The 25546-nt window shown below is 49.9% G+C and carries 29 protein-coding genes and 1 pseudogene; 18 read left to right on the top strand and 12 right to left on the bottom strand.

Translation table 11 applies throughout. The features are described from left to right. Together ACMWKK_RS24265 and ACMWKK_RS24260 are read left to right on the top strand one after the other, a co-directional pair. The coding region (locus tag ACMWKK_RS24265) for a transposase (RefSeq protein ID WP_139031232.1) at positions 1-265 on the top strand (265 nt) is incomplete at its 5' end. 111 nt (positions 266-376) lie between these two features. After that, positions 377-922, top strand: coding sequence for a 3'-5' exonuclease (locus ACMWKK_RS24260; RefSeq protein ID WP_306307854.1), 546 nt, complete (start codon positions 377-379; stop codon positions 920-922). Positions 923-924: 2 nt separating this feature from the next. On the opposite strand, the gene ACMWKK_RS24255 is transcribed toward ACMWKK_RS24260, so the two are convergent. Both ACMWKK_RS24255 and ACMWKK_RS24250 read right to left on the bottom strand, forming a co-directional pair. Next, positions 925-1179 (bottom strand): hypothetical protein, encoded by a 255-nt coding sequence (locus ACMWKK_RS24255; protein WP_000880375.1) that lies wholly within the window; start codon positions 1177-1179, stop codon positions 925-927. Between the two features lie 140 nt (positions 1180-1319). Then, a pseudogene (locus tag ACMWKK_RS24250) lies at positions 1320-1540 on the bottom strand (type I restriction-modification system subunit M N-terminal domain-containing protein); the annotation flags it as partial. A 625-nt stretch (positions 1541-2165) separates the two neighbouring features. On the opposite strand from ACMWKK_RS24250, the gene ACMWKK_RS24245 reads away from it, so the two are divergent. Beyond that, the gene (locus ACMWKK_RS24245) at positions 2166-2507 is read left to right on the top strand and encodes a hypothetical protein (RefSeq protein ID WP_001151572.1); all 342 of its coding nucleotides are present in this window, start codon (positions 2166-2168) and stop codon (positions 2505-2507) included. A 91-nt stretch (positions 2508-2598) separates the two neighbouring features. Next, positions 2599-2790, top strand: a complete 192-nt coding sequence (locus tag ACMWKK_RS24240; protein WP_000398479.1) for a hypothetical protein — start codon at positions 2599-2601, stop codon at positions 2788-2790. A gap of 240 nt (positions 2791-3030) precedes the next feature. Here the strand turns inward: ACMWKK_RS24240 and ACMWKK_RS24235 are convergent, their stop codons facing one another. From ACMWKK_RS24235 to ACMWKK_RS24200, 8 genes are all read right to left on the bottom strand, one after another. Continuing rightward, positions 3031-3486, bottom strand: a complete 456-nt coding sequence (locus tag ACMWKK_RS24235) for a hypothetical protein (protein ID WP_000374058.1) — start codon at positions 3484-3486, stop codon at positions 3031-3033. Positions 3487-3576: 90 nt separating this feature from the next. Then, the gene (locus ACMWKK_RS24230) at positions 3577-4818 is read right to left on the bottom strand and encodes a vWA domain-containing protein (RefSeq protein ID WP_001053340.1); all 1242 of its coding nucleotides are present in this window, start codon (positions 4816-4818) and stop codon (positions 3577-3579) included. 428 nt (positions 4819-5246) lie between these two features. Beyond that, complete coding sequence (locus ACMWKK_RS24225; protein ID WP_000301247.1) at positions 5247-5822, bottom strand: TerD family protein; 576 nt, start codon at positions 5820-5822, stop codon at positions 5247-5249. A gap of 68 nt (positions 5823-5890) precedes the next feature. Further along, positions 5891-6469, bottom strand: a complete 579-nt coding sequence (terD, locus tag ACMWKK_RS24220) for a tellurium resistance membrane protein TerD (RefSeq protein ID WP_000116680.1) — start codon at positions 6467-6469, stop codon at positions 5891-5893. Between the two features lie 48 nt (positions 6470-6517). Continuing rightward, positions 6518-7558 carry a tellurium resistance membrane protein TerC gene (terC, locus tag ACMWKK_RS24215; protein ID WP_000255079.1) on the bottom strand — a complete coding sequence of 347 codons (1041 nt, stop codon included), beginning with the start codon at positions 7556-7558 and terminating at the stop codon, positions 6518-6520. Positions 7559-7580: 22 nt separating this feature from the next. Beyond that, entirely contained in the window at positions 7581-8036 is a 456-nt protein-coding gene (locus ACMWKK_RS24210; protein ID WP_000007449.1) for a tellurite resistance TerB family protein, read from the bottom strand. Positions 8037-8058: 22 nt separating this feature from the next. Beyond that, on the bottom strand, positions 8059-9216 hold the full coding sequence (locus ACMWKK_RS24205; RefSeq protein ID WP_001054786.1) for a TerD family protein: 1158 nt from the start codon (positions 9214-9216) through the stop codon (positions 8059-8061). Continuing rightward, the gene (locus ACMWKK_RS24200) at positions 9216-9797 is read right to left on the bottom strand and encodes a tellurium resistance-associated protein TerZ (RefSeq protein WP_000254137.1); all 582 of its coding nucleotides are present in this window, start codon (positions 9795-9797) and stop codon (positions 9216-9218) included. The genes ACMWKK_RS24205 and ACMWKK_RS24200 overlap by 1 nt, the downstream gene beginning before the upstream one ends. Before the next feature lie 320 nt (positions 9798-10117). Between ACMWKK_RS24200 and ACMWKK_RS24195 the strand changes: the two genes are divergently transcribed. The 13 genes from ACMWKK_RS24195 (at position 10118) to ACMWKK_RS24135 (ending at position 23525) form a co-directional block, all read left to right on the top strand. Further along, positions 10118-11176 carry an ATP-grasp domain-containing protein gene (locus tag ACMWKK_RS24195; protein WP_012695441.1) on the top strand — a complete coding sequence of 353 codons (1059 nt, stop codon included), beginning with the start codon at positions 10118-10120 and terminating at the stop codon, positions 11174-11176. A gap of 9 nt (positions 11177-11185) precedes the next feature. After that, positions 11186-12328 (top strand): phosphoribosyltransferase domain-containing protein, encoded by a 1143-nt coding sequence (locus ACMWKK_RS24190; RefSeq protein WP_001280115.1) that lies wholly within the window; start codon positions 11186-11188, stop codon positions 12326-12328. Further along, complete coding sequence (locus ACMWKK_RS24185; RefSeq protein ID WP_001040058.1) at positions 12321-13094, top strand: hypothetical protein; 774 nt, start codon at positions 12321-12323, stop codon at positions 13092-13094. Before ACMWKK_RS24190 ends, ACMWKK_RS24185 begins: the two co-directional genes overlap by 8 nt. A gap of 1 nt (position 13095) precedes the next feature. Beyond that, positions 13096-14175, top strand: coding sequence for a cysteine protease StiP family protein (locus ACMWKK_RS24180; RefSeq protein ID WP_001585166.1), 1080 nt, complete (start codon positions 13096-13098; stop codon positions 14173-14175). Further along, positions 14175-15131, top strand: coding sequence for an HpcH/HpaI aldolase/citrate lyase family protein (locus ACMWKK_RS24175; RefSeq protein ID WP_031942304.1), 957 nt, complete (start codon positions 14175-14177; stop codon positions 15129-15131). Before ACMWKK_RS24180 ends, ACMWKK_RS24175 begins: the two co-directional genes overlap by 1 nt. A gap of 10 nt (positions 15132-15141) precedes the next feature. Beyond that, complete coding sequence (locus ACMWKK_RS24170; protein ID WP_011152964.1) at positions 15142-16350, top strand: DUF4236 domain-containing protein; 1209 nt, start codon at positions 15142-15144, stop codon at positions 16348-16350. 17 nt (positions 16351-16367) lie between these two features. Continuing rightward, positions 16368-16835 carry a tellurium resistance protein TerW gene (gene terW / locus ACMWKK_RS24165; RefSeq protein ID WP_001176767.1) on the top strand — a complete coding sequence of 156 codons (468 nt, stop codon included), beginning with the start codon at positions 16368-16370 and terminating at the stop codon, positions 16833-16835. 462 nt (positions 16836-17297) lie between these two features. Then, the gene (locus ACMWKK_RS24160; RefSeq protein ID WP_001253657.1) at positions 17298-17936 is read left to right on the top strand and encodes a vWA domain-containing protein; all 639 of its coding nucleotides are present in this window, start codon (positions 17298-17300) and stop codon (positions 17934-17936) included. Between the two features lie 22 nt (positions 17937-17958). Next, complete coding sequence (locus ACMWKK_RS24155) at positions 17959-18600, top strand: TerD family protein (RefSeq protein ID WP_000116681.1); 642 nt, start codon at positions 17959-17961, stop codon at positions 18598-18600. Then, on the top strand, positions 18600-19238 hold the full coding sequence (locus ACMWKK_RS24150; RefSeq protein ID WP_001253658.1) for a vWA domain-containing protein: 639 nt from the start codon (positions 18600-18602) through the stop codon (positions 19236-19238). Before ACMWKK_RS24155 ends, ACMWKK_RS24150 begins: the two co-directional genes overlap by 1 nt. A gap of 84 nt (positions 19239-19322) precedes the next feature. Beyond that, positions 19323-20363: a TerY-C metal binding domain-containing protein gene (locus ACMWKK_RS24145; RefSeq protein ID WP_001253656.1), complete on the top strand. Its 1041-nt coding sequence runs from the start codon at positions 19323-19325 to the stop codon at positions 20361-20363. Then, on the top strand, positions 20363-22000 hold the full coding sequence (locus tag ACMWKK_RS24140) for a PP2C family serine/threonine-protein phosphatase (protein ID WP_000081060.1): 1638 nt from the start codon (positions 20363-20365) through the stop codon (positions 21998-22000). Before ACMWKK_RS24145 ends, ACMWKK_RS24140 begins: the two co-directional genes overlap by 1 nt. Before the next feature lie 25 nt (positions 22001-22025). Continuing rightward, positions 22026-23525, top strand: coding sequence for a helix-hairpin-helix domain-containing protein (locus ACMWKK_RS24135; protein WP_001284318.1), 1500 nt, complete (start codon positions 22026-22028; stop codon positions 23523-23525). A gap of 165 nt (positions 23526-23690) precedes the next feature. Here the strand turns inward: ACMWKK_RS24135 and ACMWKK_RS24130 are convergent, their stop codons facing one another. After that, the gene (locus tag ACMWKK_RS24130; protein ID WP_001232447.1) at positions 23691-24773 is read right to left on the bottom strand and encodes a hypothetical protein; all 1083 of its coding nucleotides are present in this window, start codon (positions 24771-24773) and stop codon (positions 23691-23693) included. 360 nt (positions 24774-25133) lie between these two features. Further along, positions 25134-25346 carry an Hha/YmoA family nucleoid-associated regulatory protein gene (locus ACMWKK_RS24125; protein WP_001285422.1) on the bottom strand — a complete coding sequence of 71 codons (213 nt, stop codon included), beginning with the start codon at positions 25344-25346 and terminating at the stop codon, positions 25134-25136. Between the two features lie 134 nt (positions 25347-25480). On the opposite strand from ACMWKK_RS24125, the gene ACMWKK_RS24120 reads away from it, so the two are divergent. Beyond that, positions 25481-25546, top strand: a 66-nt coding sequence (locus ACMWKK_RS24120; protein WP_096257578.1) for an IS1 family transposase, incomplete at its 3' end; no start/stop codon positions are given.

Raw genomic sequence — 25546 nt, 5'->3', positions numbered from 1 at the left:
GCTTGTACCTCGGCAGTACAGCACGGGAGGTAGGACGACATTGCTGGGAATTAGTAAGCGAGGTAATAAAAAGATCCGAACTTTGTTGGTTCAATGTGCCAGGGTATTCATACAAAAACTGGAACACCAGTCTGGCAAATTGGCCGATTGGGTCAGGGATTTACTGTGCCGGAAAAGCAACTTTGTCGTCACTTGTGCTCTGGCAAACAAGCTGGCCAGAATAGCCTGGGCCCTAACGGCACGACAGCAAACTTATGTAGCATAACGGCAGAAATACACCGGTTTAAAGAATTACTGATCTGGTTTTGCGAATACTGATATTGATGATACTAACGGCCCACCGGCCTGTTGAGGAACCTGTAAAACGGAAAGGCTCATTGAAGCCGTATATTTTCTGGAGGTTCATCAGGCGCGGAACTCATCAAGGCGCGGGAATAAAATCCCATTCAGACGCCGGATAGATTCAAGCAAGCCAACTTGTCGTCAAAATCGGTGTTGCAAAAACGGGAGTGACCATAGATTCCGTTTTCTGAGACGACCCCTGATCGGGCTGAATGAGCAGGAATTTCCTGGCGGCAAACCCGATGATGTTTACAGCGTTCGCACATCGATGAACACCCCTCCGGCCGAAGAGGAAATCGAGGAGGAACGTCGGCTGTTTTATGTCGGTATCACTCGCACAAAACAGCAGCTAAATCTGGTGGTCCCTCTTGATGAAGGGCTTGCGCGGTGGCTCAAAAACCGCTGGGATAGCACCCCGAAGAAGTCACCGATAGCTACTCGCTTCGTCTATGAGGCTGGCTGGACTGCTTGTGCGGTTACCAGTGATGCGATCTATAACAGCACGGTAGAGAAACAGAAGGCTGACTTCAGCAAGTTTCACCAATGGTATCTAAGAGATCTTCAGCGGCTAAAAGTCTAGGGCTACCGATACTTTTCGATTTCAGACAGGTGCTCGTTATCCAGATCAATTGTGGCTTTTCTTTCAGAAGCGAGCTTCTTCGCTCGCTTTGCATACTGAAGCCCCTTGGCTGGCTGCTCTCCGCGTAGGATCTGTTCAGCCTGCTTGCTCGTGCTGTGCCCCAGAAAGCGTTCGTACTGCTCGTCAGATACCTCAGTGCCGATCAGTCGTTCGATCCAGCCGCTTTTCGGCGGGTAACTTACGCCCAGCGCAAGCAACTGCCTTTTCTGTACCCACTATTTCCGGCGCGGCCGGCTTCAATCAAGGCTTTGGTTAGAACTACAGCCATTTGGGGACTCTCATACACAAACCTGAACCATGCGGGTCTGATTGGCGGTCAAGATAGCAGCGCATCGAAATCAACACTGAACTCTGCTTCTAAGAACTCAATCGTGGCTGGTTGGCTATCGAGCGATGCTTCCCGTGTAGACTCCAGTGCGCACTCCAATCGACGCAGCAGAGTAAACGGCAAAATGATCTTGCCGAAGTCGGTATGCTTGAAATCCCCCCCCACAGGTCTTCCGCGTTCTTCCAAATGAAATCAGCTTGCGAAGCAGCCGAACCTACGAACTCTGCCATCTTGGCCTCCAACCAACTTTTGCACGAAACGGCACATCTTCCAAAAGAGGGTTGTCAACCAAGTTTTGCACAAAACGGACTTTGATCCATTTCTAACTAAAATCTACAATCCAACCTCAGATTGCAAATAGCCTATGTTTATTACAGATGGTATGGTTCGTGTTTTTGTTTATTCGATGGCAACTGTACTCTTTCTGCCGCTTGGCTTGTTGAAAAGCACGTGGTGGTTTTCACCATTGTTTGCGATAGCTGCTATTGATTACTTAATGTTTCTGCGTCGACAAGGCTAGTTGCTGAACCTCATACCTCAGAGCAATCTGTATGTTTTTTACACCACTGGTTAAAAGGTCAGGCTACGTTCCTGACGTTTTTTAAAAAACAGTTTTATGTTTGATGCGTTACTGGTCTGTCTGGTAACCCAGTGGTACATTACCATTATTAAGGCTGGCTGGCGGTGGTGCATCATGCTTAAACGACCCTCTCTGAGCGTACTTTCCGACAGTCCTGTGCACCGCACCACTTACCCGGCAGGCCTATGTCTTGGTTATTCTTCGTTGTACCTTTTTCTTCAGCTTTATCCCTGACATGTCTGTCTGAACAGTTCTAAGCAAACCGGAATGTTGTCATGGCCAAAGTACAAGGGCTCTTTGTTGGATACCGAAAATTCGCTGTTGATCGCGACTGGCTTCGTCAGCAGGAAGAACAACGTTATCGGGATCGCCAGCGACAATTTGATGAATGGTCCAGGAAATGGGTCACTGTAACCAGGCTCAAAGAGACTCGTTTATGGACTGACGGAGCCATCAGGCGATGGTTGGGTGAACCTCAGCAGCAGGGTAAATATAAAGTTTTCCCCGTTGAAGCGGTTTTGGCTGCTGAGAAGTTGAATGAGTTTCGGCTCTGGCTTAAACCCCGACTGGAAAAGAAACGTGCCCAGCACCACCACTTTTTAATTCCATTTCTGTAAAGTAGAAACAACGGCAGTTCCGGCCGCATTCAAGGCTTCGGCATCTGGTCAGAAATAAAGCGCCATTTTTCAGTATAAGGGAGGTTAGATAGTGGAAGGTATTGAGACACTGAGTTTGCAGCTTGATGAGAATGAAACTATGGCCCTTGCTCAATTAGTTAAACGTCTGAGCTGGAGCGATCTTCGTGGCTGTGCTGTGAGTGACGAAGAAGCCTGGGTAATGAAAAGCGCAATTGAAAAATTACAACAGGCGTTAAGGGAAGAAGGTTATGCGCCTCGATGAGGCTGGCTTCGTTCTTTATTCCGATAACAAATTTGCTTAAGGACTAACTATGAGCCAGCACTGGTATGAGGTGAAAAGCAATCAGGGAATTGTTCAGGTGATTGTTGGGAGAAGATATTAATGTAATGCGTTTCTGCATTACATCAAGCAGATTAGCTTTTTCTGGTCAAAATAGACGATGTGATTTTTCTTTAGCCGAAGTCCATCCGCTCCCCACGCAACCGGTAAAGGTTCGCAGGTTTAATAAAGATAGGTTTCGTATCTCCCTAAGGGTGGGATAGGTAAACTCATAATGGCATCTGTGTTTACTATGTAAGTATTCGGGTAAAATTCATCTAATACAGTAAAGTTTAGTTTCTTACAAAAGCTTAATAAATATGGGTTTTTCACGTCTTCTATTACAACATCGCACCAGGGATTCGATTCACAGCAAAGCTTCAGAAAAGACTTAAACCATCCCTTGTTTTGTATTTCTTCCGGAAGCCGTACCACATGTATGGTCAGACAATCTCCATGATAACGATTAGTACTTTGTCTAAGCCCTACAACAATCCCCTTTTCTTGAATCTGTACACCTGCCTGATGCTCTTTCATGTCGGGCGTATAGTGCCTTGCTCTGTTTAACCAGGCCACCAGCTGCTGAGCCGTACTTGGTGATTCTTCAGCTATCCATTTCAGGTACTTGATGCGGTCCATATGCGCCTCCCTGTACGATTTCCAATGAACAAAGGCTCTACAGTATTAAGCTGCTGTAGAGCTCATTCAACCAAGCTCAAACTGTGCGTATTAAAGGATGCCTAACCTTTTTGTTTCATCGATCCACGGTCTGAATTCTTCCAGTAGATTATCATATAACTTTTCATCGCTAATCGAACCGAAATCATCCATGGCAAAGAAGTGGGTGTTATCAACCCGGCGGTCAGTAAAGTCATCCAGATTTTTGAGGATACCGTAGCTTGAACCACCCAGGCCGACAAACTTCCAGAAGATGGGGTAGTTGGCAGAACGCCGGATTGCATCTTTAATCGCCCGGGTCTTGCTGATCCCGCCATCGGTAATAAATACAACATACACCGGGATTTTCGAGTCCTTAAAGTAGTCGACTATTTCTTCCATCACAGGAGGCTCGTTGTTTGTCCCTCCGAGGCCCGGCAGGTTCTCCCAGGCTGAACGCTTTCCAGCCCCGCGAATGGACTGAATATATGTGTCCAGGTTGTCCAGTGTGACGTTTGGATACTTCTTATGCTTCTCTCCAAATCCCCAGACATCCATTTCACCGTCGTCGTCGAACTGGGCGGCAAGAACGGCGATGCGGTCCAGCACAGACTGAACGTTACCCTTACTGAACTGGCCACTCATTGAGCCGGATGCGTCAAGTACAAATGCAACCGCTGCCTCAAGGGTGTCCAGTTTATTTTTAGTAAGACTGACCGAGGCTTTTTTAGCGAGGCTTACAAGGCGCGGAGATCTGGTTTCCAGTTTCTTTTCCAGACTGATACGAGCAGGCTTTGCTGGCTGCGGAGCTGGCTGTGCGACATCAACGCCATAGCTAATGGCCAGAGGCTCAAGACCACCGTTGAAACCCTGCCCGAGCGCACGAAGCTTCCAGGCGCCATTGTGCCGATATACTTCACCCAGGATAATTGCTTTCTCACTGCGGCCCTGAGTCTCAGCCTGGAACTCAGCGATTCCTTGAGCCTGCATGCTCAACGAACTGAGCCCACTGATGGTATCTTCACCATCAATGACAACTGTGATTGCAATTTTACTGATGTTCGCAGGAACACGATCCAGTGCTATCTCAATGCTGGACTGCTGAGAACCGGTAACGAGCTTTACTGCCCCTTCAGGAGAAGACAGATTATTGTAAAAGATAAAGTCAGAATCGCCGCTGACCTTTCCCTGAGCATTAAGCAGGAACAGGCAGGTATCGGGTTCGCCTTTAAAGCCGGATTTGGTAGGGTACTGAAGATTCAGCCTGATCGCAGATTGCTGAAGTGGTATGTTTTGTCCGGATTGTAGATTCACATTAACTCTCCTGATTTTTGATTATTTTAAAGCGCAGCGTTTATATAGGTTCCCCTGGCTTAGTTCAGGACGCTGGATTTCTGGTGAGGCGTATATATGGTGTGACACCATATTTCATCACGTTGAAGTTTCTATACCTGTTGAATTGGAATTTCCATTGGTCGGGTATTTTATCTTCCAGAACCCGTGCCTTCATAAGTCGCAAACGTAACATATATCAGAGGGGCATGCTGTTGATATAAGGCACGGAATACAGGCTTTAACCAGCAACCAGAGAAAAATCCGTTTCCTGCCTTTAAAAGGCTCACGTCAGAATTAACATCTCTCTGCTTTCTGAGATTCCCGAACCCTTTCTGCCCCCCCCCTCCTGATAGCGGATCGCAACCAAAAAAAACCCCGGCATTGCCGGGGTATGATTCAGCGTTATTTTAGATGTTAACGCCGTGCTGGGAGGCAAGAGCCGCCAGGCCACCGGCAAAGCCCTGACCGACAGCTTTAAACTTCCACTCAGCGCCATGACGATACAGTTCACCGAAGACCATAGCGGTTTCGGTTGAGGCATCTTCAGACAGATCGAAACGGGCAATTTCCGTGCCGTTGTCGTTGTTGTAAACGCGCATGAAGCTGTTGCTCACCATGCCGAAGTTTTGTTTACGCGCTTCTGCATCATAGATGGTAACGGCAAACACCAGTTTTTTGATATCTGCTGAGACTTTGGTCAGATCGATTTTGACCTGCTCATCGTCGCCGTCGCCTTCACCGGTACGGTTGTCGCCCTGGTGCTCTACCGCGCCATCAGGGCTGGTTTTGTTATTGAAGAAAATGAAATGCGCATCTGACAACACTTTACCGTCTTCGCCTACTGCGAACACGGAAGCGTCCAGGTCAAAACCCTGACCATCGGTTACACGGGCATCCCAGCCTAGGCCAACCATAGCAACATTCATGGTTGGTGCTTCTTTGGTCAGAGATACATTGCCGCCTTTTACGAGAGAAACTGCCATTTTTAGCTCCTGCAAACAGTTGAATGAGGGCTGCATTAACAGCCCCGGGTAGAAAAGTTACTTTTTGATCAGGACGCGTTAATGCCGTACTGAGCACATACAGATGCCAGACCACCAGCATAACCCTGACCTACTGCGCGGAATTTCCACTCACCATTGTGGCGATACAGCTCGCCGAACAGCATGGCAGTCTCAGTGGACGCATCTTCGGTCAGATCGTAGCGAGCAACTTCAGTCTGGTTATCGTCATTAACCAGACGAATAAACGCACCGGATACCTGACCAAAGCTCTGGCGACGAGCCTGAGCATCGTGGATGGTCACAACGAAGATGATCTTGTCAACTTCAGACGGGACGGCGTCCAGTTTAATTTTCAGCGATTCATCATCACCATCGCCCTCACCGGTGCGGTTATCGCCGGTGTGCGTTACGGAACCGTCGGATGACGTCAGGTTGTTATAGAAGATGAAATCTGAATCGCCGCGCACTTTGCCGTTTGAGGCCAGCAGGAATGCTGAAGCATCCAGGTCAAAGTCCTGACCGTCTGTTGAACGCGCATCCCAGCCAAGGCCCACCAGGACGTTTTTCATTGACGGAGCTGCTTTACTTAGGGAGACGTTCCCGCCTTTGGAAAGAGAAACACTCATAAAATAACCTCTTCGATTAGTAATTGTTCAGGTTAACACTTAAGGGGATTAACTCCCCTTTTCCTCAGATTCAGGTTTGCCCGGGAACATGACGCTTGCGAGAATGCCCAGCGCCAGTACACCCAGTACAACATACAGGCTGGTTGTTGCCGCGATGCTGTAACCATGATGCCAGATGTGATCGGTCGCATTCAGGCCGAGTTTTGCCGCGATGAAGAACAGTAGCACGATAACGGCCTTCTCCAGATGAACCAGGTACTGTTTCAGTGCCTCAAGGACAAAGTACAGAGTACGCAGGCCCAGGATAGCAAACATCATGGCACTATAGACGATAAGCGGTTCACGACTGACGGCAATGATTGCCGGTACCGAGTCAAACGCGAACATTACGTCCGAGAGTTCAACCACAGCCACACACAGGAACAGCGGGGTCGCATACAGCGCCGCTTTTTTACCACGGCCAATGGTGACATCGCTGTTTTCTGGTTTCGCCAGTTCAGCATCCACTTCCTTCTGGTTAAGCAGGAAGGCATGCCCTCTGAGCTTCGGCCAGATAGGGAAGAAGCGTTTAACCATGCGGTAAGCCAGATGCTGGGAGTAATCCTCAATTTCATCATCGTCATCACCGCTTTTAAGCATCATGACCGCTGTCCAGGCAACGATAATAGCGAAGACAACTTCAACATACGGCCCCAGACTCAGCAGGCTCGTACCGATGGCGACAAAGATGCCCCTGAAGACAATGGCACCAATGATCCCCCAGTAGAGAACACGGTGGCGATAACGATCCGGAACGGCGAACCAGGAGAAGATGGCCATCATGACGAACAGGTTATCGACCGACAGCACTTTCTCCAGCGCATAACCCGTGACAAACAGACTGGCAACCTCAGCACCGTGGTGGATATAGAGGAAACCGGCAAATGCCATCGCAACCACAACCCAGAATACGGACCAGAGCGCCGCACTCTTCAGCGAAATAGGCTTGTCATCACGGTGCATAAACAGGTCAATAAAGATGGCACCGACTGAAAGCGCAATAAAAACAATGACCGTTTCAGTCGGGAAGCCGATGTGTGTGGAAACCATATTTTACCCTTAGGGATGTGGATCAGAGGCCAAATTCAGCCGGGTCGAAGCCCAACGCGATAGCGATCTCGCGGGAGGCCAGTTTCTCGTCCTGATCGAAGTTACCGTCACTTTTCGCAACGGCAATACCAACACGTAAGGCCAGCTGAGCGGCCTCAGGCTGATCTTTCAGCGCCAGGATGTATTTCATGGTTTCGCCCTTGCCGATTTCAACATCGAAATCGAAGCTTGAAACCAGTTTATTGAAGAACTCAATCACCTCATTGGTATCGAAGACCTTCAGCTCTTCTGAAGAGCGCAGAAAGCCCATCATTTTCTGCTTTTCTTCCGAACTTACGCCGTCACTCGATACGGCAATACGGGCACATACAGCAACGGTGCCCTGCATGAATTTTTTGTTTTTGAAACGGCCAACCTGGCGGGTCAGTTCGTCACGGCCTGAGTTAATGGCACCTTTAACTTTGTCGAAAAAGCTCATACCTGTTTCCTTTGTTGCTGTGTTATTTAGAACCGGCGCTCCAGCGAAATCCCCAGCCAAATGCCCGGTCCATTTCGTCCTGGCCTTTGAAGTACTGGTTAATTCGCTCGACTTTAATTGCGCCGTTTTCGTTTACGAGTCTGGCAATGGCGCACAATGTGCGACGGTTTTCACCTTCGGTCAGGCGGGTCTCAATGGGCGGTTGATCCGGCACATGAATGGTGACCACACCATCAGTCTTGTCCCAGCTGGGAACACCTTCATAAATAAAGGCGTAAATCAGCACTTCGCGGATATGCTTCCATTCACGTCCATTGATATGCAGCCACTCGCCGTCTGATACATCACCCGTCCGGTCATCGCCCTTGAGCTGAACATACGGTTCATCGCGATAATCACCGAATGCATTACCGAGCGCCTGAATGACCGATTTATACCCGTCCTGAAGCTCAACAAAGGCCCCCAGATCCAGGTCGATTCCTTTGGAGCCGAACATGCCTGCAAAGCCTGATTTGCCGCTGCCCCGGTGCCAGTTCAGGTTGATCCGGATTTCACCGAAGTTATCCCGTTTGGTCAGGCTGATTGCAGGCTTCTCTTTTGTCAGCGATACCTTGCTCAGGCTGATTTTTGTCTCAACTGGCGGAGGGGTTACAACCGGAGGAGTCGGGGCTGCGGGAGCCGGTTCGTCGGCAATATTTACGCCGAAATGCTCTGCCAGCGGTTTAAGTCCACCGTTGAACCCCTGCGCAACGAAGCGGAATTTCCAGTCATTATTACGACGGTAAAATTCACCCAGAATTAAGGCTGCTTCCTGACGGCCGCTCAGTTCGACACTGCCGCTAACCAGGCCGGTAGCCCCTTGCTCCACGTCGATGGAAAGATTACGAAGACCGGACACCGTCTGCCCACCGTCACAGGTCACGGTGAACGCAATTTTCTGGACATCAGGTTTCAGCCGGTTGAGCGCGACAGTAAAGGTTGAGTACTGGCCTTCACTGACCAGGCTGACGGTACCATCATCGTTACGTGGCTGACCATAAAACACCATGTCCGCATCACCCTGCACCTTCCCGTCGGCATACAGGCGAAACGCCGAAGCATCCACCTGGCCGCCCGAGGTGATCCGGACCCGCAACTCCTGGGCTGGAACGGGGGCATTGCCCCCCGGCGTCAGGTTCATTAGCGAATAACCGCTGAAACGATATCGGAGTGCATATCGTCAATTGTGCGGCCGCGACAGGCATGGCCAAGGGCGGTAAAGTCCCAGTTGCCGTTATTACGGCGCAGCGAAGAAATAACGATCCCGGTATGTGAGCCCTGCTCAGTCAGCTTGTAGCGAGCCAGCTCTTTGCCGGTTTGATCGACAACGCGGCAGAACGCGTTTTCGACGTCATTGAACGACTGACCACGGAAGCTGTTTACCGTAAACGCCAGGTATTCAACGTTTGCAGGCAGTCGGGAGAGGTTGACATTAATCACCTCATCGTCACCGTCACCTTCACCGGTCAGGTTATCGCCACTGTGCACAACAGCGCCGCAGGTGGATTCCAGTTTGCGGAACCAGATGGTGTCAATTGTTTTACCGGTGCTGTCCATTAATACGCAGCCAGCATCGAGATCGATTGAGTCGTTGCCTCCAAACAATCCTCCAAGAAGACCTTTTTTCTTAACCGGATCCCAACCGAGACCGAAATGAAGCTGGCTTAATGCAGATGATTCTTTGCTGAGTGATACCGTCTGGTTCTTAACTAATGAAACCATGTTTTATTCCTTAAAATGGTAATGACCGAGACAATCAAAGGTATATTTAGTAACTGACGAAGAAAATCATATCATGATGAAGTTCTCTGACAAGGGAAATTTTGGTAGTTTTCTGTAAAAACACAAAAAGAAATCCTTTTCAGGGTGTTAATTTTCTAAGTTTAATTTAAATATCAATGTGTTATCAGGAATCCAAAAAACCTGACGCACTCCATAACCACAGGAGTTATAAATCATATTATGATTGACATGTAGCTTAGACACTCATAGACTCACTTCTCAATCATAAATTTGCATGGCGTTCCGGATAATTAAAAAAAATGAACAAGAAAATTTGGTTTATGGAAGGTTTATCCTCCCAGCGAGATATTATTCAGGGGGTAAAATCATTTGCAAAAAAAAATAATTTTGCCATTACCGTTTTTGCCTCCCACCGTAACGAAAGAAATGAAATCCTTTCCGTTGCCGACTATTCTTTGACTGAACCTGAAGATCCTCAAAAACGTCTTCAGTTTATCCAGGAAACCATTCAGTCCTACGGCATCCACCATATTCATACTGGCCGTAACAGCCAGTGGTTTGAAGAACACCGTTCAGCCATTGAATCGACCGGTGCCACCCTTACTACCGGTGCAACGGGCGTCGACTGGTTAACTCTGGCTGACGAAAAAGTTACTTTTGCTCAGTTTATGGAGCAAAAGGGTCTCCCGGTCGTACCATCCTGGCGGGTGAATACGCTGGCAGAATTAAAAACACACCTCGCGGCCCCGCCGTTCACTGACAGCCCGGTATGCGTGAAGCCGGTGACGGGTATCTATGGCATGGGATTCTGGCGCTTTGATGACAGTGCTTCGCCTATGGCCGTCTTTAATCATCCCGAACATCGTCTGGTCAGTCCGCAACAGTATATTGCAGCAGCATCAGCTGCTGAGTCGTTTAAACCCCTTGTTTTGATGCCGTACCTGCCAGGCCCGGAATTTTCCGTCGATATCCTCGCGGATAAGGGCGAAATACTCGCAGCCGTGGGACGCCGTAAGGAAGGGGTTATCCAGTATCTGGTAAACGAAGGAAGCGCCTGGGAACTGGCGTGTGACTGCGCCAGGGTTATGAAGGCCGACGGGCTGGTGAATGTTCAGACGCGAAACGATGTGAATGGCAACCCGGTGCTGCTTGAAACCAACATGCGTCCGTCAGGGGGGGTGGGTTATACCCTTCACAGCGGGGTGAACCTTCCTGGGTTATTTGCTGCCTTTAAGCTCGGTCTGATGTCTGAAGATATGGTGCGCCAGAGCGCTAAAAACACCTTTTCTCCGGTTGCGGTGAGATCCATTACGGATGTAATTGCATACCCGGAATCACTCTCTAACCTTCTGAATTAAGGCGTATTTATGTCTGATATCCTCGAAGATATGATTTATCGCCGTACCCTCTCATGCGGTACGATTCAGGTAACCCGCGACCAGGGTGAAGTTTCGCTCGATGACCTGTTTGACATCGCTGAAAGACGTAACCCGAAACGCGCCTTTCTGTTTGTCAGCAAAGTACTCGGCAGGCACATTCCCGTGCCACCCTCAGTCATGCGGCAGGCCTACAGACAGCTTGCCAGCCAGTTCCCCTCGACACTGACAGGACCCGTACTGTTTATCGGTATGGCTGAAACCGCCGTTGGGCTTGGGGCCGGTGTATTTGATGAAGTGCGCCACCAGCATCCTGAATCTGTCTATCTGACCTCTACCCGTCACCCGGTTGATGGCACGTTGCTTTGCGAGTTCAAGGAAGAACACAGCCACGCCACCGATCATCTGATCTATCTGCCAGATGATGAAGAGAAAAGACGTCGTGTTACCAACGCACGAACGCTGGTTTTGATTGATGACGAGGCAACCACCGGTAATACCTTTATTAACCTGCTTTCAGCCCTGCGTAATACCGGCAAGCTTCAACATATTGAACAGGTTATAGCCGTTACGCTTACCGACTGGAGTGGCAAAGCCTTGTCCGAGCGCAGCACCTTACCAGTCACTTCGGTTTCTCTTGTAAGCGGTAAGTGGGGATGGACCCCATTACCTGATGCACCTGTCCCGGACATGCCGAAAGTCAACGTAACTTCACGAGGAGAATGGGACATCCAGGGAAAACAGTCCTGGGGCCGACTGGGGATGCTCGCACCTGCGGCCGATCTCGGCCATGAGGTCTCCGTCCACAAGGGGGAACGTATTCTGGTTCTCGGGACCGGGGAATTCGTCTGGGAGCCGTTCCTGCTTGCTGAACGGCTCGAAGCTGCCGGAGCACAGGCATTTTATGGATCGACCACCCGCTCCCCTATCGCCGTTGGTTATGCCATTGAGTCCGCCATTTCCTTTACGGATAACTACGGGCTGGGCATCCCCAATTTTGTCTATAACGTCGCCCACCAGCAGTTTGACCGCATTCTTGTGTGTACTGAGACACCCGCAGAAAGTATTGACACGCAGCTTCTTAAAGCGCTGGCTGAGGTTGCGGCCGTCGTGGAGATTGTTACCTATGAATAAACCCGTTGTTCTGAGCGACCTTGACGACACGCTCTTTCAGACCCGTCGTAAAATGGTGGACGAGCTGGCCCTGGAGCCATTCCGTACCGGTGCCGTTGATCGCACCCTGAATCCACGAAGCTTTATGACGGAAGAACAGTCCATGTTGGTGGACTGGCTCCTGGAGCAGGCTGAACTCATACCCGTTACCGCACGGGGAACTGAAGAAATCAGCCGCGTACGGATCCCTTTCCACTCCTGGGCAATCACCACTCACGGGGCCGTCATTCTCACGCCAGAAGGCAAACCCGACGAGGAGTGGAAGGCCCATATGCTCGGCCAGCTGGCTCCCTATCAGGAAAAGCTGACATCGATGCAGCGTCTGATCACTGAAATGATGGACGCAAAAGGGATCAATGCCTGGGCAAGGCTGAACTTCGAATACGGTGAAACGGCGGTTTATATGGTGATGAAGCACCGCGACAGCACCCGCCTTGACGAGCTCAATGCCATTGCAGATGAGATAGAAACGGTGTTTCCGACCGAGGGCTTCTACATCCACCGCAACAGTAATAACGTGGCCTGGCTTCCCACCGCGGTTGAGAAAGGGCTGGCAGTCAGATGGCTTCTTGAAAAACTTCGGGCTGAACGCGGAGTCTTCCCCGTAATTGGTCTGGGCGACAGCCTGAGCGATCATCGTTTTATGAAACTGTGCAGCTGGTTTGGCATCCCGCGTCAGAGTCAGTTTGCAGATGCCATTTCACAGCGAATTTTTGGAGAAAATTAAAATGCAGCCACATGACACATTTACCGGCTCATACCAGCCCGGTGACGTGGAATTTCTGCTAAAGCCGGTAGTCATTGAGATGACGCCGGTTGAGCAAAAAGAAGAGCTGATTCAGTCAGGGAAGAAACATTATTCGGACATGCTCAGTCAGGAGCCAGCGCCAACACAATGGCATCTTGATTTGTTTCACCGGGCGCTGGATCGGGGCGCAGAGAGACTTGCAAAAGAAGTCACACAGCTCGCTATTGCTCTGGCCGAACGCTTCGGTGATGAGCCCATTGTACTGGCCAGTCTCGTCAGAGCTGGCGTGCCGCTCGGCGTTATGCTGCACCAGGCCCTGCGTGACATGGGGAAAACCTCATGGCATTACGGTATCAGCATTATCCGGGATCGTGGAATTGACGGTGCAGCCCTCGACGTCATTGAAGAGCGCCATGGTACCAGCGGTATTGTCTTTGTTGACGGATGGACAGGTAAAGGCGCAATTACCGGAGAGCTTGTACGCGCACTGAAAGATCGCCCGGGCTATCCTGAGCAGCCGCGACTGGTTGTCCTGGCCGATCCCTGTGGCTGCTCCTGGCTTGCAGCCAGTGATGATGACTGGCTCATTCCTTTTGGCATCATGGGTGCGCCGGTATCAGGCCTGATCTCCCGGTCAGTATGGTCCTCTGAAGGATTACATGGGTGCATGGTTTGCGAGCATCTCAGTGAATTCGAATGCAGCCGGATGCTTGTCGATACCGTCGCCCATTTCCGTAAGAAGTTAACCCCGTCATCCCTCGCTACCCTGAGCTGGAATATGGAGTCAGCCCGGGTCTTATGGCAGACAAGTCGCGACGTTATCGCGTTCCTGGCCGATGAATTTAAAGTGGACAGCGTCAATCGTATTAAACCCGGTATTGCTGAAGCAACCCGGGCTGTATTACGTCGGGTACCGGACCATGTATTTGTGCGTTCTATTGACGACCCGGACGTTGCCTTGCTTGTAGGGCTTGCTCGTGAAAAGGGAATAGTTGTTACAGAAATGGGGGGAACCCTCGGCCAGTATCGGGCTGTAACCATTATCAAGAAGGTACTCTGATGAAAAATCGTCTTTCTCCCTGGAATCTGGGAGCCACGCTATACATGCCTGCAACACGGGAAGATATTGCTGATGCCGTCCTGCACGGGAAAATCCCGGGTTTGCGCTCTCTGGTGATTTGCCTGGAGGATGCTGTCAGTGAAGCAGACATCCCCATCGCCCTCAAAAATCTGGAGCACCTGCTGCACGAGCTCAGTAACAGCATGCGTAGCCTGGGTAAAAATGACTGGCCTCTGGTGTTCATTCGCCCCCGGCATGCCGACATGGGCAGATGGTTAAAAGCGCATTATGATCTTTCCGCTGTCGATGGGTTTGTGTTGCCGAAATTTACCCTCAGTTCGTTAGCTGAATGGTGGGATATCATGGGCGGGACTCACCTGTGCATGATGCCAACGCTGGAAACAGAAGACGTCTTTGACGTGGTTCAGATGCGCGAGCTGGCCACTCGCCTGGTGGAACATCCCTGCCACGACCGCATTATTGCGCTTCGAATCGGCGGCAACGATCTTATGAACGTTGTGTCGCTTCGCCGCCCCCGGGACCTGACGCTGTATGACAGCCCGATGGGCTACGTCATCAAAATGCTCGTTTCAGTCTTCGGCCCGCGTGATTTTGCCCTGACCGCGCCCGTATGTGAGCATATTGACGATCATGCCGTTATGGCCAGAGAGCTGGCTCTTGATATGGCACATGGGCTTGTTGGGAAAACGGCCATTCACCCGGGTCAGATAGAGGTCATTCAAAACGCGCTGATGGTCACTCAGGGTGAGTATTCTGACGCTCTGCGGATCCTGAACTCTACCCAGGCCGTGTTTAAGTCGCAGGGAGCAATGTGTGAACCCGCCACACATCGCCGCTGGGCGGCTGGCATTCTGGACAGAGCTCGTTTTTATGGGTTACAGAACGAGCAAAGCGCTGATGGAATCAGATTACTTACCGTGACCCAGCATCATTAAGGAAATCATAATGGGGTTCAGGTTCAGAAAGTCGATCAACATTATTCCTGGCGTTCGCCTCAACCTGAGTAACGGTGCACCGAGCCTGAGTGTCGGGCCGAGAGGTGCTTCCGTTTCTTTTGGTAGCCGGGGGACCTATGCCAATCTGGGCTTGCCCGGTACCGGGCTGAGTTACCGTACCCGGCTTGACCGGGCCGCGCGTTCCGGAGGTGGAAACCGGACGGCAACCGACCCGGGGCTCAGACAGGCGCTTGAGCAGGAAGCCGCTGAACTCATGTCAGCGGTAACCGCAATCCGTAATATTCACGAGCTGACGCCGGATCCAAAAACAGGCATCAGCTGGGCAGAGCTGGAAGCAGTATACCTGCATAACAGAACGTCGCCTTTTCAGGTTCCGGCACCGGTGCGTCCAGAAAAGCCAGACTACCTTGCATTGCCGGAAAAGCCTGCCGAGAGCGAAGGCATTAGTTTTCTGGGTAAATGGTTTGAATCGGAATCAGCTAAAGCTGAGCGCCACGCCGAAAATCTTCGCCGGTGGCAGCAGGAGCTGATTGATGTGGAGCGTGAGAATACCCTTCGACAGCACCGGTACCAGCAACAACGGACGGCCTGGGCCGAACAGTATGCAAACTGGAAGTTTGAAGCAGAAGAACATGAAAAACGGCTCGCCACGGCTCAGGCAGATGCCCGGCAGCAGTTCCGGACAGACGCCGCGTTTTTCGAATCATACCTGGCGGGTGTGCTGGCAGAAACTGAATGGCCGCGTGAAACGATTGTTGCATTTGAAGTAAAGCCGGAGCTATCAGCAGTCCTGCTGGACGTTGATTTAGCTGAGATTGAAGATTTCCCTGATAAGATTTACGGCGTTAATGCCCGGGGCACGGAGCTGACGGAAAAAGCCATGACGCAAAAAGCCGTACGCGAAAACTATGCCCGCCACGTCCATGGCTGCTTGTTCCGCCTGGTCGGTATCGTTTTACATACGCTACCTTTCGACAACGTGATTGTGTCAGGCTTTACGCAACGGGTCAGTAAGCGGACCGGCTATCTGGAGGATGAGTATATCCTGTCCTGCAAATGCACTCGCAGCCAGATGTCGTCAGTAAATTTTGCAGGCATAGAACACATTGATCCGGTTGAAGCGTTAGGCGATCACCCGGTTATTCGAAAGATGAGCAGTACCTTCATTTTTCAGCCTATTGAACCACTAACCCTTTAAGCAGGCTAAATCTTACGATGCAATTAAATACCAGACAGGCCCGGATTTTTAAGCTTGCCAACTTACTGGGCACCGGCAAGCCCGTTTCCGCTGCCGACATTATAACCAGTCTGGAATGCTCAGAGCCGACATTAACCCGGGCCCTCAAAGAGCTACGCGAGTCATATTCTGCGGAGATCAAATACAGCAAGGCAGGTCATTCCTACCATCTCGTTAATCCGGGCCAGCTGGATAAAAAGACCCTTCGCCGGATGAATGAAGCGCTCGCACAGAATGCTGAACTGAAAACCGGTGAGTCTACAGGGAAGGTCGTACTCGATAAGGATAAAAAAACAGCCGTGTCCTTATCGCTACGCATGCGGATCTTAAGAAAAATTGACCGTCTGGCTGCGCTGAGTGGCTCGACCCGAAGTGAAGCGGTAGAGAAGCTGGCTCTGCACTCCGTTGACGAACTGATAAAAGAATACAGCGCTAAAAAGTCCTGACGCTAAATCTCAGACCGGGGTGAAAACCCCGGTTTTGTCATATTTTACCTCTGTATTGGCGTGACGTAGTTTTGATCTATTCTCCTCCCGCAATGCCAGCAGCGCCTTACTGACTACAAAACCTGGTGTCTTGACATCCTCTTGTGCTACACATCAATCTTTGGGCGTTTTACACTCCATTCATGCAGATCTGTGATGTATGATGAATTTCATACATAAGACAGTTTATTTGTCCGAGTTTTTTCAGAAATCTTATATTCCAGTCCGGTCTGAATTATTTTTCTGTTGATAAGAGGCCATTCACATGTCGGTAATTCTATGGTGGTTAACTTATTTCTTTAATGCCGCTTCTGAGTATTTAATCTCCACCCGACAGATGTCGTGCCGTTTTATCAAATCAACAAACCCTGGCCTCTTCCTGAAACTACTCTCCTCTTCCGATCTCTTAAGAAGGAATTACATTTGAGACGCTTACCCGTATATCTGCTACTCGACACGTCCGGCTCTATGCACGGAGAGCCTATCGAAGCGGTTAAAAATGGCGTTCAGACGCTGCTTACCACGCTGAAACAGGATCCGTATGCACTCGAAACGGCTCACGTGTCAGTGATCACCTTTGATTCTTCAGCCCGACAGGCAGTCCCCCTGACAGACCTCCTGAGTTTCCAGATGCCAGCACTAACAGCCAGCGGCACCACGTCTCTTGGCGAAGCGCTTTCCCTCACGGCCAGCTCCATTGCCAAAGAAGTACAGAAAACGACGGCTGACACTAAAGGTGACTGGCGTCCCCTTGTATTCCTGATGACGGATGGAAGTCCGAATGATGACTGGCGTAAAGGCCTGAATGACTTTAAAGCGGCCAGAACCGGCGTTGTTGTGGCATGTGCAGCCGGGCATGATGCCGATACCAGCGTCCTCAAAGAAATCACTGAAATCGTGGTTCAGCTCGATACAGCTGACAGTTCGACGATTAAAGCTTTCTTTAAATGGGTCAGTGCGAGCATTTCGGTAGGCAGTCAGAAAGTGGAGTCCAGCAAAAAAGAAGTGATCGGTCTTGAAGACCTGCCACCGCCGCCGCCAGAAGTAAATGTGGTCTTATAATTTTATTGATTAAGGGGATATCATGTCTGTCAGTCTGAGCAAAGGCCAGGGCGTAAGCCTGAAAAAAAATGAATACGATCTCTCGTCCGTTACTATCGGCCTCGGTTGGGATATTAATGAGGAAAAGAAAGGTTTTCTCGGCGGGATCTTTGGTAAAAAAGAAGAAGAATACGACCTTGATGTGATCGCTTTCCTGTGTAATTCAGCCGGAAAGGTGACCGATCTCGGCAATGTGGAAAATGGTAAACCAACGCTTGTGAATGGCGATATCATCTTTTTCAACAGCCTTCGCCATAAGTCAGGCAATATCTGGCTGACGGGCGATAACCGAACCGGAGCCGGTGACGGTGACGATGAGCAAATTATTGTGCGCCTGAATTCCCTTGACGCTCAGTACGAGAAAATTGTGTTCATCGTTCAGATCTACAATGGTGAAAAGCTCCAGCAGCACTTTGGTAAAGTTCAGAATGCCTTCATCCGGGCAGTAGATGCCCGTAATATTGAAATGGCACGATTCGATCTTTCTGGCGGACCCGCCTTCGCCAGCCAGCGCTCCATGGTCTTTGCCGAGCTGATACGCGAGGCTACAGGCTGGAAACTCAGGGCAATTGGTGAGCCTTCAGAATCAGATTCGTTTGTCTCGCACCTGAGGAATTACATGTGATGCGCCGCCTGCCTGTTTACCTTGTTATCGACACATCCGGCTCGATGCGCGGTGAGTCAATCCATTCCGTTAACGTTGGAATTCAGGCGATGCTTAGCGCTCTTCGCCAGGATCCCTACGCCCTCGAAAGCGTTCATATCTCCATTATCACCTATGACAATGAGGCGCGTGAGTTCATTCCTCTCACGCCGCTGGAAGACTTCCAGTTTTCTGACATCGTTGTGCCAAGCGCAGGCGGGACGTTCACCGGTGCTGCCCTTGAATGTCTGATGCAGTGTGTTGAACGGGATGTACGTCGCTCAGATGGTGATACCAAAGGAGACTGGCGTCCTCTGGTATTCCTGATGACTGATGGAACCCCTTCTGATGCCCTGGCGTACGGTGAAGCGGTAAAAGCGATTCGCGGCCGGGGATTCGGATCCATCATTGCCTGCGCCGTTGGTCCTAAAGCAGGCCATGAGCACTTAAAACAGCTCACCGATAAGGTTGTGTCTCTGGAGACGCTAGATTCAACCGCGTTTGCAGGTTTCTTTAAATGGGTATCGGCCAGCGTGTCTTCCGGCAGCACAAGCGCGGGGATTAATAACGGAACTGATACCCTTCCCCCTCCTCCACCAGAAATCCAGCTGGTGCTCTGACAGACAGAAAGGTGCTGTTTCCGGGCAGCACCTTTCTGTACAGCAACGTTTTCTGCTGGCCGTACCAGCCGTACGAGGAAAATTATGAGACGCCTTCCCGTGTTTTTTGTCCTGGACTGTTCAGAGTCCATGATTGGTGAAAACCTGAAAAAAATGACTGATGGTCTGCAAATGATCGTCGGAGATTTAAGAAAGGATCCACACGCACTTGAAACAGCCTGGGTCTCGGTAATCGCATTTGCCGGTGTAGCCCGTACGATTGTACCTCTTCACGAAATTGCCTCGTTCTACCCTCCCCGCCTTCCCGTTGGCGGCGGTACGAGCCTTGGAGCTGCATTGCGTGAGCTGACCGTGCAAATTGATACCCAGGTCAGAAAAACCACTCATGAGGCTAAAGGCGACTGGAAACCCGTCGTGTATCTCCTTACCGACGGACGTCCGACTGACGACACAACCGCAGAAGTGAAGCGCTGGAAGGATCACTACGCGAGTAAAGTGAATCTCATTGCCGTTGGCCTGGGGCCGTCAGCGGACCTGAATATCCTGCGGCAACTGACAGAGAATGTCATGCTGTTCACCGAATCTCAGGAAGGGGACTTTACCCGCTTCATCAAATGGATCACGGCCTCGGTTACGGCGCACAGCCGCAGCGTCGGGGACGACAAACAACCTGAGCTCAGCCAGACTGAATACATAGTCCGGCTGGCCAAGGACGAGCCAGTAAAAGCGTACGACGAAAACTGCGTTACGCTTACCGGCCGTTGCAGCAAGACCCGTCGTCCGTACCTGATGAAGTATGAACGGCCACCAGCAAGGGTTTCCGGGCTCGATTTCAGTCTGAACCTGAACAGCTTTAATATTGCCGGATGCTATCCCATCGATGAGGACTATTTTGCGTGGTCAGATGCCACCGCTACCGGTTTGCAGGTAAATACCAGCGAACTGCATGGCGTACCGGGTTGCCCCCACTGCGGTAATGCCAGTGCGTTTGCCCTGTGCTCATGCGGAAAGTTGCTGTGTATTGACGGCCCGGATGACGTGATCTGCCCGTGGTGTGAAACAGGCCTGTCATTCAGCAATGATGGCGGAAACACTAACTTCGACGTAAACAGAGGGAGAGGTTGATGTCGCAAAATGCTTTACTTGAAGAGAAGATTATCCGCTTAGTTCTGTCTGAGCTGGGCCACCCTGTTGAAGGTGAGCGGCTTTTACTTCTATCGCAGGACCCATCCCTTACCGAAGAAATTATGCGGCTTAAAGAGCGGATTGAGAGCCTTGCACAGGGTTTATCTGCGCGGGTTAGCGAAGGTGATAACGACGCAGAGATTGCCGCCTCGTCAGCATCCAGTCTTTCCGATCAGCAACAAACGGTCGTAAGTGTTGCTGATAACCCGGGCATTGACGCTACCGATACATCAGCACTGCAACCCCTGCCAGAAAATGAGCCTCATCCTCCGTTCTGGAAGCTGATGCCTTATTACGAATTTGATAAACCAGCACAGAGGGAAGACGAAAACCTGTCTTCCCTGGTATTAAAACCCGGGCAGATACCGACAGGCCAGCAGCGGGCCAGCTTAGCTGTGCCACCTGCCGTTCCCCCGAGAGCTAAAATAACGATCCCCAACGCCCGCGCAGGCGAACGTTTCTCTTCGCCGGTTGCTATCGTTCTGGGTGAGGGCCAGCAGGCTACTGTCAGGGACGTTGTCTTTCCCCGGAACATTGGCCTGTCTTTTGACAAAGAACAGGAGTTGCTGACAGGTACTCCCACCGAAAGCGGCGATATAGAGCTTTCAGTAATCTGGTCATGCACGTCGCACGACGAATGTGAAACAAAACAGCTATTTATAATCAATCCCGATCCGAGAAGCCTGTGGAAGGTGGTAGAGCCACCAGCAGACGCTCCCTACCCTAAGTCCCATCTGGACGCTGCTGGCCTGGTCAGGGGTGATATACGTATTGCTGCCGCCAGTCGCCGGGGACGCTCTCATGAGCATGCCGGAAGCTTCAGAGATGACGACTTCTACATCAACCACTGCCAGGAAACAGGATGGTCTGTCATGCTGGTCGCAGACGGAGCCGGTAGTGCGGTAAATTCCCGGGAAGGCTCCCGGATTGCAGTCAAAACGGCTGGCGATTACCTTTTAAATCAGCTCAGTGGTGTGAAAGGCGTCCATTTAAAGCAGCACATCACGGCGTGGGAAGGGAGCGATCAGCAGGCAACAATAAACGCCATGCTTCATCATTTTAAACAGGCAGCTACGCTCGCGGTCAACAGTATCCAGAACGAAGCCATTTGTGCAGAACAACCTGTGAAATCCTATTCAACAACCCTTCTGGCAACTGTAGCGCTACGAACTGATAACGAGCTGTTTGCGACTGCATTCTGGCTTGGTGATGGTGCGATAGGTGCATACAGCCCTTCCGGTAAAGTCAGGATACTGGGAAATCCCGATAGCGGAGAATACGCAGGACAAACCCGTTTCCTTGACCAGAGCATTATCGCAGACCCCTCGTTTAGCGGCCGCATCAGCGTGGGTAAATGGAATGATGTATCTCACTTGATCCTCATGACAGACGGCGTCTCAGACCCTCTGTTTGAGACGGATAATGGGCTTCGCAGTGACGAAAAATGGACCCGTCTCGTTGATGAGCTCAACCCTGTCCTTACAGACGCCAGTATTGCGCCTGAGAGGTTAGGCGACTGGCTTAACTTTTTCTCCACAGGGAACCATGATGACCGCACTATTGCGGTGTTGTGGTAAGGGATACGCTTTTTCGGTGATCAATATGGCAAATATCGTTACGTGCAAAACAAAGGACGGCGAAACAGTCCAGTATGTTGACGAGGTAATTGGTTCGGGCTCGATGAAGGATGTTTACTTTTCGCCTGATAAATCATACGTCGTCGCTTTTTATCATAAACCGCAGAACGAGCAGGCCCGGGATCGGATTGATATGATCACCGGACGCTACAGGCAAAACATTTTTGGCCAGTCCGGAGGTGAATACTGGAAGGACCTGTTTTGCTGGCCGACCCATGTTGTTGAGCATGGGCATAAAATCGGCATCGTGGTTCCAACCTACAAAAGCTACTTTTTCTTTAAATACGGCTCTAAAAACGATGATTTTCTTGGCATAAAAGGTCGTGAAAAGGAAGGCAAATGGTTTGCCAGCGCCAGCAACCAGAACAAATTTCTCGACCCACGTGAACGAGGCAATACGCTTACCTATCTCAAGGTCTGTCTGCTGCTGACAAGAGCCGTCAGAAGGATGCATGCGGCAGGTCTCTGTCACAGCGATCTAAGCTATAAAAACGTGCTTATCGATCCAGAAATGGGACATGCCTGCATCATTGACGTAGACGGCCTGGTTGTCCCTGGAAAGTATCCTCCCGACGTGGTGGGCACCCCGGATTTTATCGCTCCGGAAGTGGTGAAAACCAGTCATCTTTCCAAAGAGGATCCGAACCGCGTATTGCCAAGCATTACTACTGACCGTCATGCGCTGTCGGTGCTTATCTACATGTATCTGTTCTTCCGTCATCCGCTACGTGGCGGAAAAATACATGACATGTCGGATGAAGTACGTGATGAGACCTTATCTATGGGTGAGAAGGCACTCTTCATTGAACATCCGACAGACAAAAGCAATGCAGTCAAAGTCAGTCAGCTATCGTCCTTTTCACTGCCCTGGGCTGACCCGGAGAAAATTCCTTACACCATCATGGGCCCTTATCTGACACCTTTGTTTGAGCGCGCCTTTATAGATGGCTTACACGATGCCACTAAACGCCCGACCGCCGATGAGTGGGAAAGCGCCCTGGTTAAAACAGTCGATCTGATACAGCCCTGCCAGAACAAGGCGTGTGAACAGAAATGGTACGTTTTCTCGGGTAAGACAAAGCCGGTTTGTCCCTACTGCGGTACGCCATACAAGGGTAAATTACCGGTTCTAAATTTATATTCTTCCCGAAAGGAAGGCAGTTATCGTCCTGACGACCACCGGTTGATGGTGTGGAGCGGGCAGTCAATCTATGCGTGGCATGTGAATCGCCTCATTGCGCCAAATGAGCGTACAACCGATTTGCAAAGGAAACGAGTTGGGTATTTTGTTTTCCATAACGATCAGTGGTGGTTAGTAAATGAAGGCATAAATGGGCTTATGTCATTACCGGATAAACGACAGATTGCCATTGGGGAAAAAATTGAACTGACGAATAACGCTCAGTTTGTTCTGTCAAAGGAGGAAGGCGGCAGGCTGGTCGTCGTTCAGTTAGTAGAAAACTAACGGACGCCCATAACGACTAAAACGTTCTGGCAGCATACTGAACCTGTTTAATGAATCACTATATTAAGCTGTGTCAAATTTAAGCTGCCAGAAAAACTGACTGTCTGTGCCGGATATGCGGTACACCTCCTGCGGCAAGGGTTTAATGCGCAAAGCCCAATTTATTTATAAGAGTGAATAGTTTTGTGGCTCTACCCTGCCGCTCTCCTTTCCTGTGTCATGGTTTTTAACATCTGAAATACTGACATTGTTAAGCCGGTGATTGTATAAGGCGATGCGGACAATCTCATGAAGATATTCAAGTTCGTTTTGTGTCAAGGACTGGCCTTCCTGGGTTTTTGAAATCATTTCCTGCCAGCAGATCAGTCTTTCGTAACTGACATGTTCGCTGTTTTCCAGGCAGTGCAACCTGAAATAGCGAAGGAACAAAGGAAATTCATCGGTCTGAGCGATGTCATAAGCCCGAACCGTTAACCGACACAGACATACAATCGTATCCTGCTGTAACCTGACTAACGCGTTATGACTGCCCGGAAGGATATCAGGCAATTTCATCTTACAGTCAGCAAGGCGCTGAAGAAGAGGCCCTTCCTCTGAAGGCTCCCGTCCCCGATACTCCTGAAGAGGTTCAGATTCAAGTTCATGCATTAATGGATGATATAGCCATTCCCGGGAACTGGTCTCATCAATGATCAGGCTTTCAATGCACTCACTGTATGTTGTTTTACGTCGCCCGAGCTGCACCTGACTGATTTCATATTCAATATCTGGAAGATCGATACGCAATGCGGCAACTCTTTCGGAAGGATGAAGGTGGTCAAAGGTTAACTTCGCAGAAATGCTACGATCCCTGTCCAGAAAGACGGCCACACATAAATCATTAACCTTTACGAACAGATCAGCTGTGCCTCCGAACATACTGCCGCTTCCAATAACCTCATTCAGTGAAACCGGCCCACCATCGTCGCCAGCGAGAAGATTTGGGAAACCAAGAACCTGGTGCTCGTTGATGACTTCAATAATTTTTCCCCGGATGGCTTCCATCAGACCATCACAGTCACCGGCTACAGCAGTACTGTGTGAGAAATGCCAAAGCTTGACCTCCCCCTGCTTTGCTAACAGATCAGTTTTGCAAGCGGGGCAGATGCAGTTACAGTCGATACCCCGGCTGACCTCTGTAATATCTAAAAAGAGTCCTGATTCTCTCTGGAGTCCAAATGGAATACCAAATGTGTAACTCTTACGCATGGCTGCACCCCGTTTTTGATAATTATTCAAACTATATCCGAAATAACGGAGGAGGATTTCTGTAAAACGAATTAAAAGAAATGATTTTTTAGTTTTCCAGATTAATGTTTGACAAGAATCAAATGAGAGCCTTACAAATATGGAGAGAGAAGTTTAGGTAAAGTAACTTTTATCACAACTTCTAAAATTAAGGAGAATATCGGATGTATTTAGCAGTGGGCTTGGCTTATGATTAAAGTCTTTCTCCGAACTTAATAAGAAAGTTAAAAAGACAGGCTATTACAGTGCCTTTAGCCCCGAAAGGGGCATAAACTATTTTCAAATCCAGACACAGTCTTTTTGTTGTGCCAATATCAATAATTACTCGCGAACAAAGGTCCACACACTCGCAGGAACTTTGTCATATAACTTTTTCATTGTCAGTTCAGCTTTACGATGATCATAAGCACCAGAAATTTCAAGAGAGGCGACACCCGAGTTTTTTTCACATAACCTTTCAAATACTTTTTCGAGCGTTTCGAACGAACTACACTTACGGAATTTCATTAAATAAGACTGCTTTGTGTCAGACATAATCAACCTTCTTTAGACAGGCCTCAACTGGCCAGGGATAATCTTAATATCATTTTTCACTTAAGCCTAACGATTTCACGGTGATGCTGCCAACTTACTGATTTAGTGTATGATGGTGTTTTTGAGGTGCTCCAGTGGCTTCTGTTTCTATCAGCTGTCCCTCCTGTTCAGCTACTGACGGGGTGGTGCGTAACGGCAAA

The sequence above is a fragment of the Enterobacter sp. 01-M-03-SI-ECC genome (assembly GCF_047530215.1).
GTDB lineage: Bacteria > Pseudomonadota > Gammaproteobacteria > Enterobacterales > Enterobacteriaceae > Enterobacter > Enterobacter chengduensis.
This window is presented reverse-complemented; position numbering and strand designations above follow the sequence as displayed.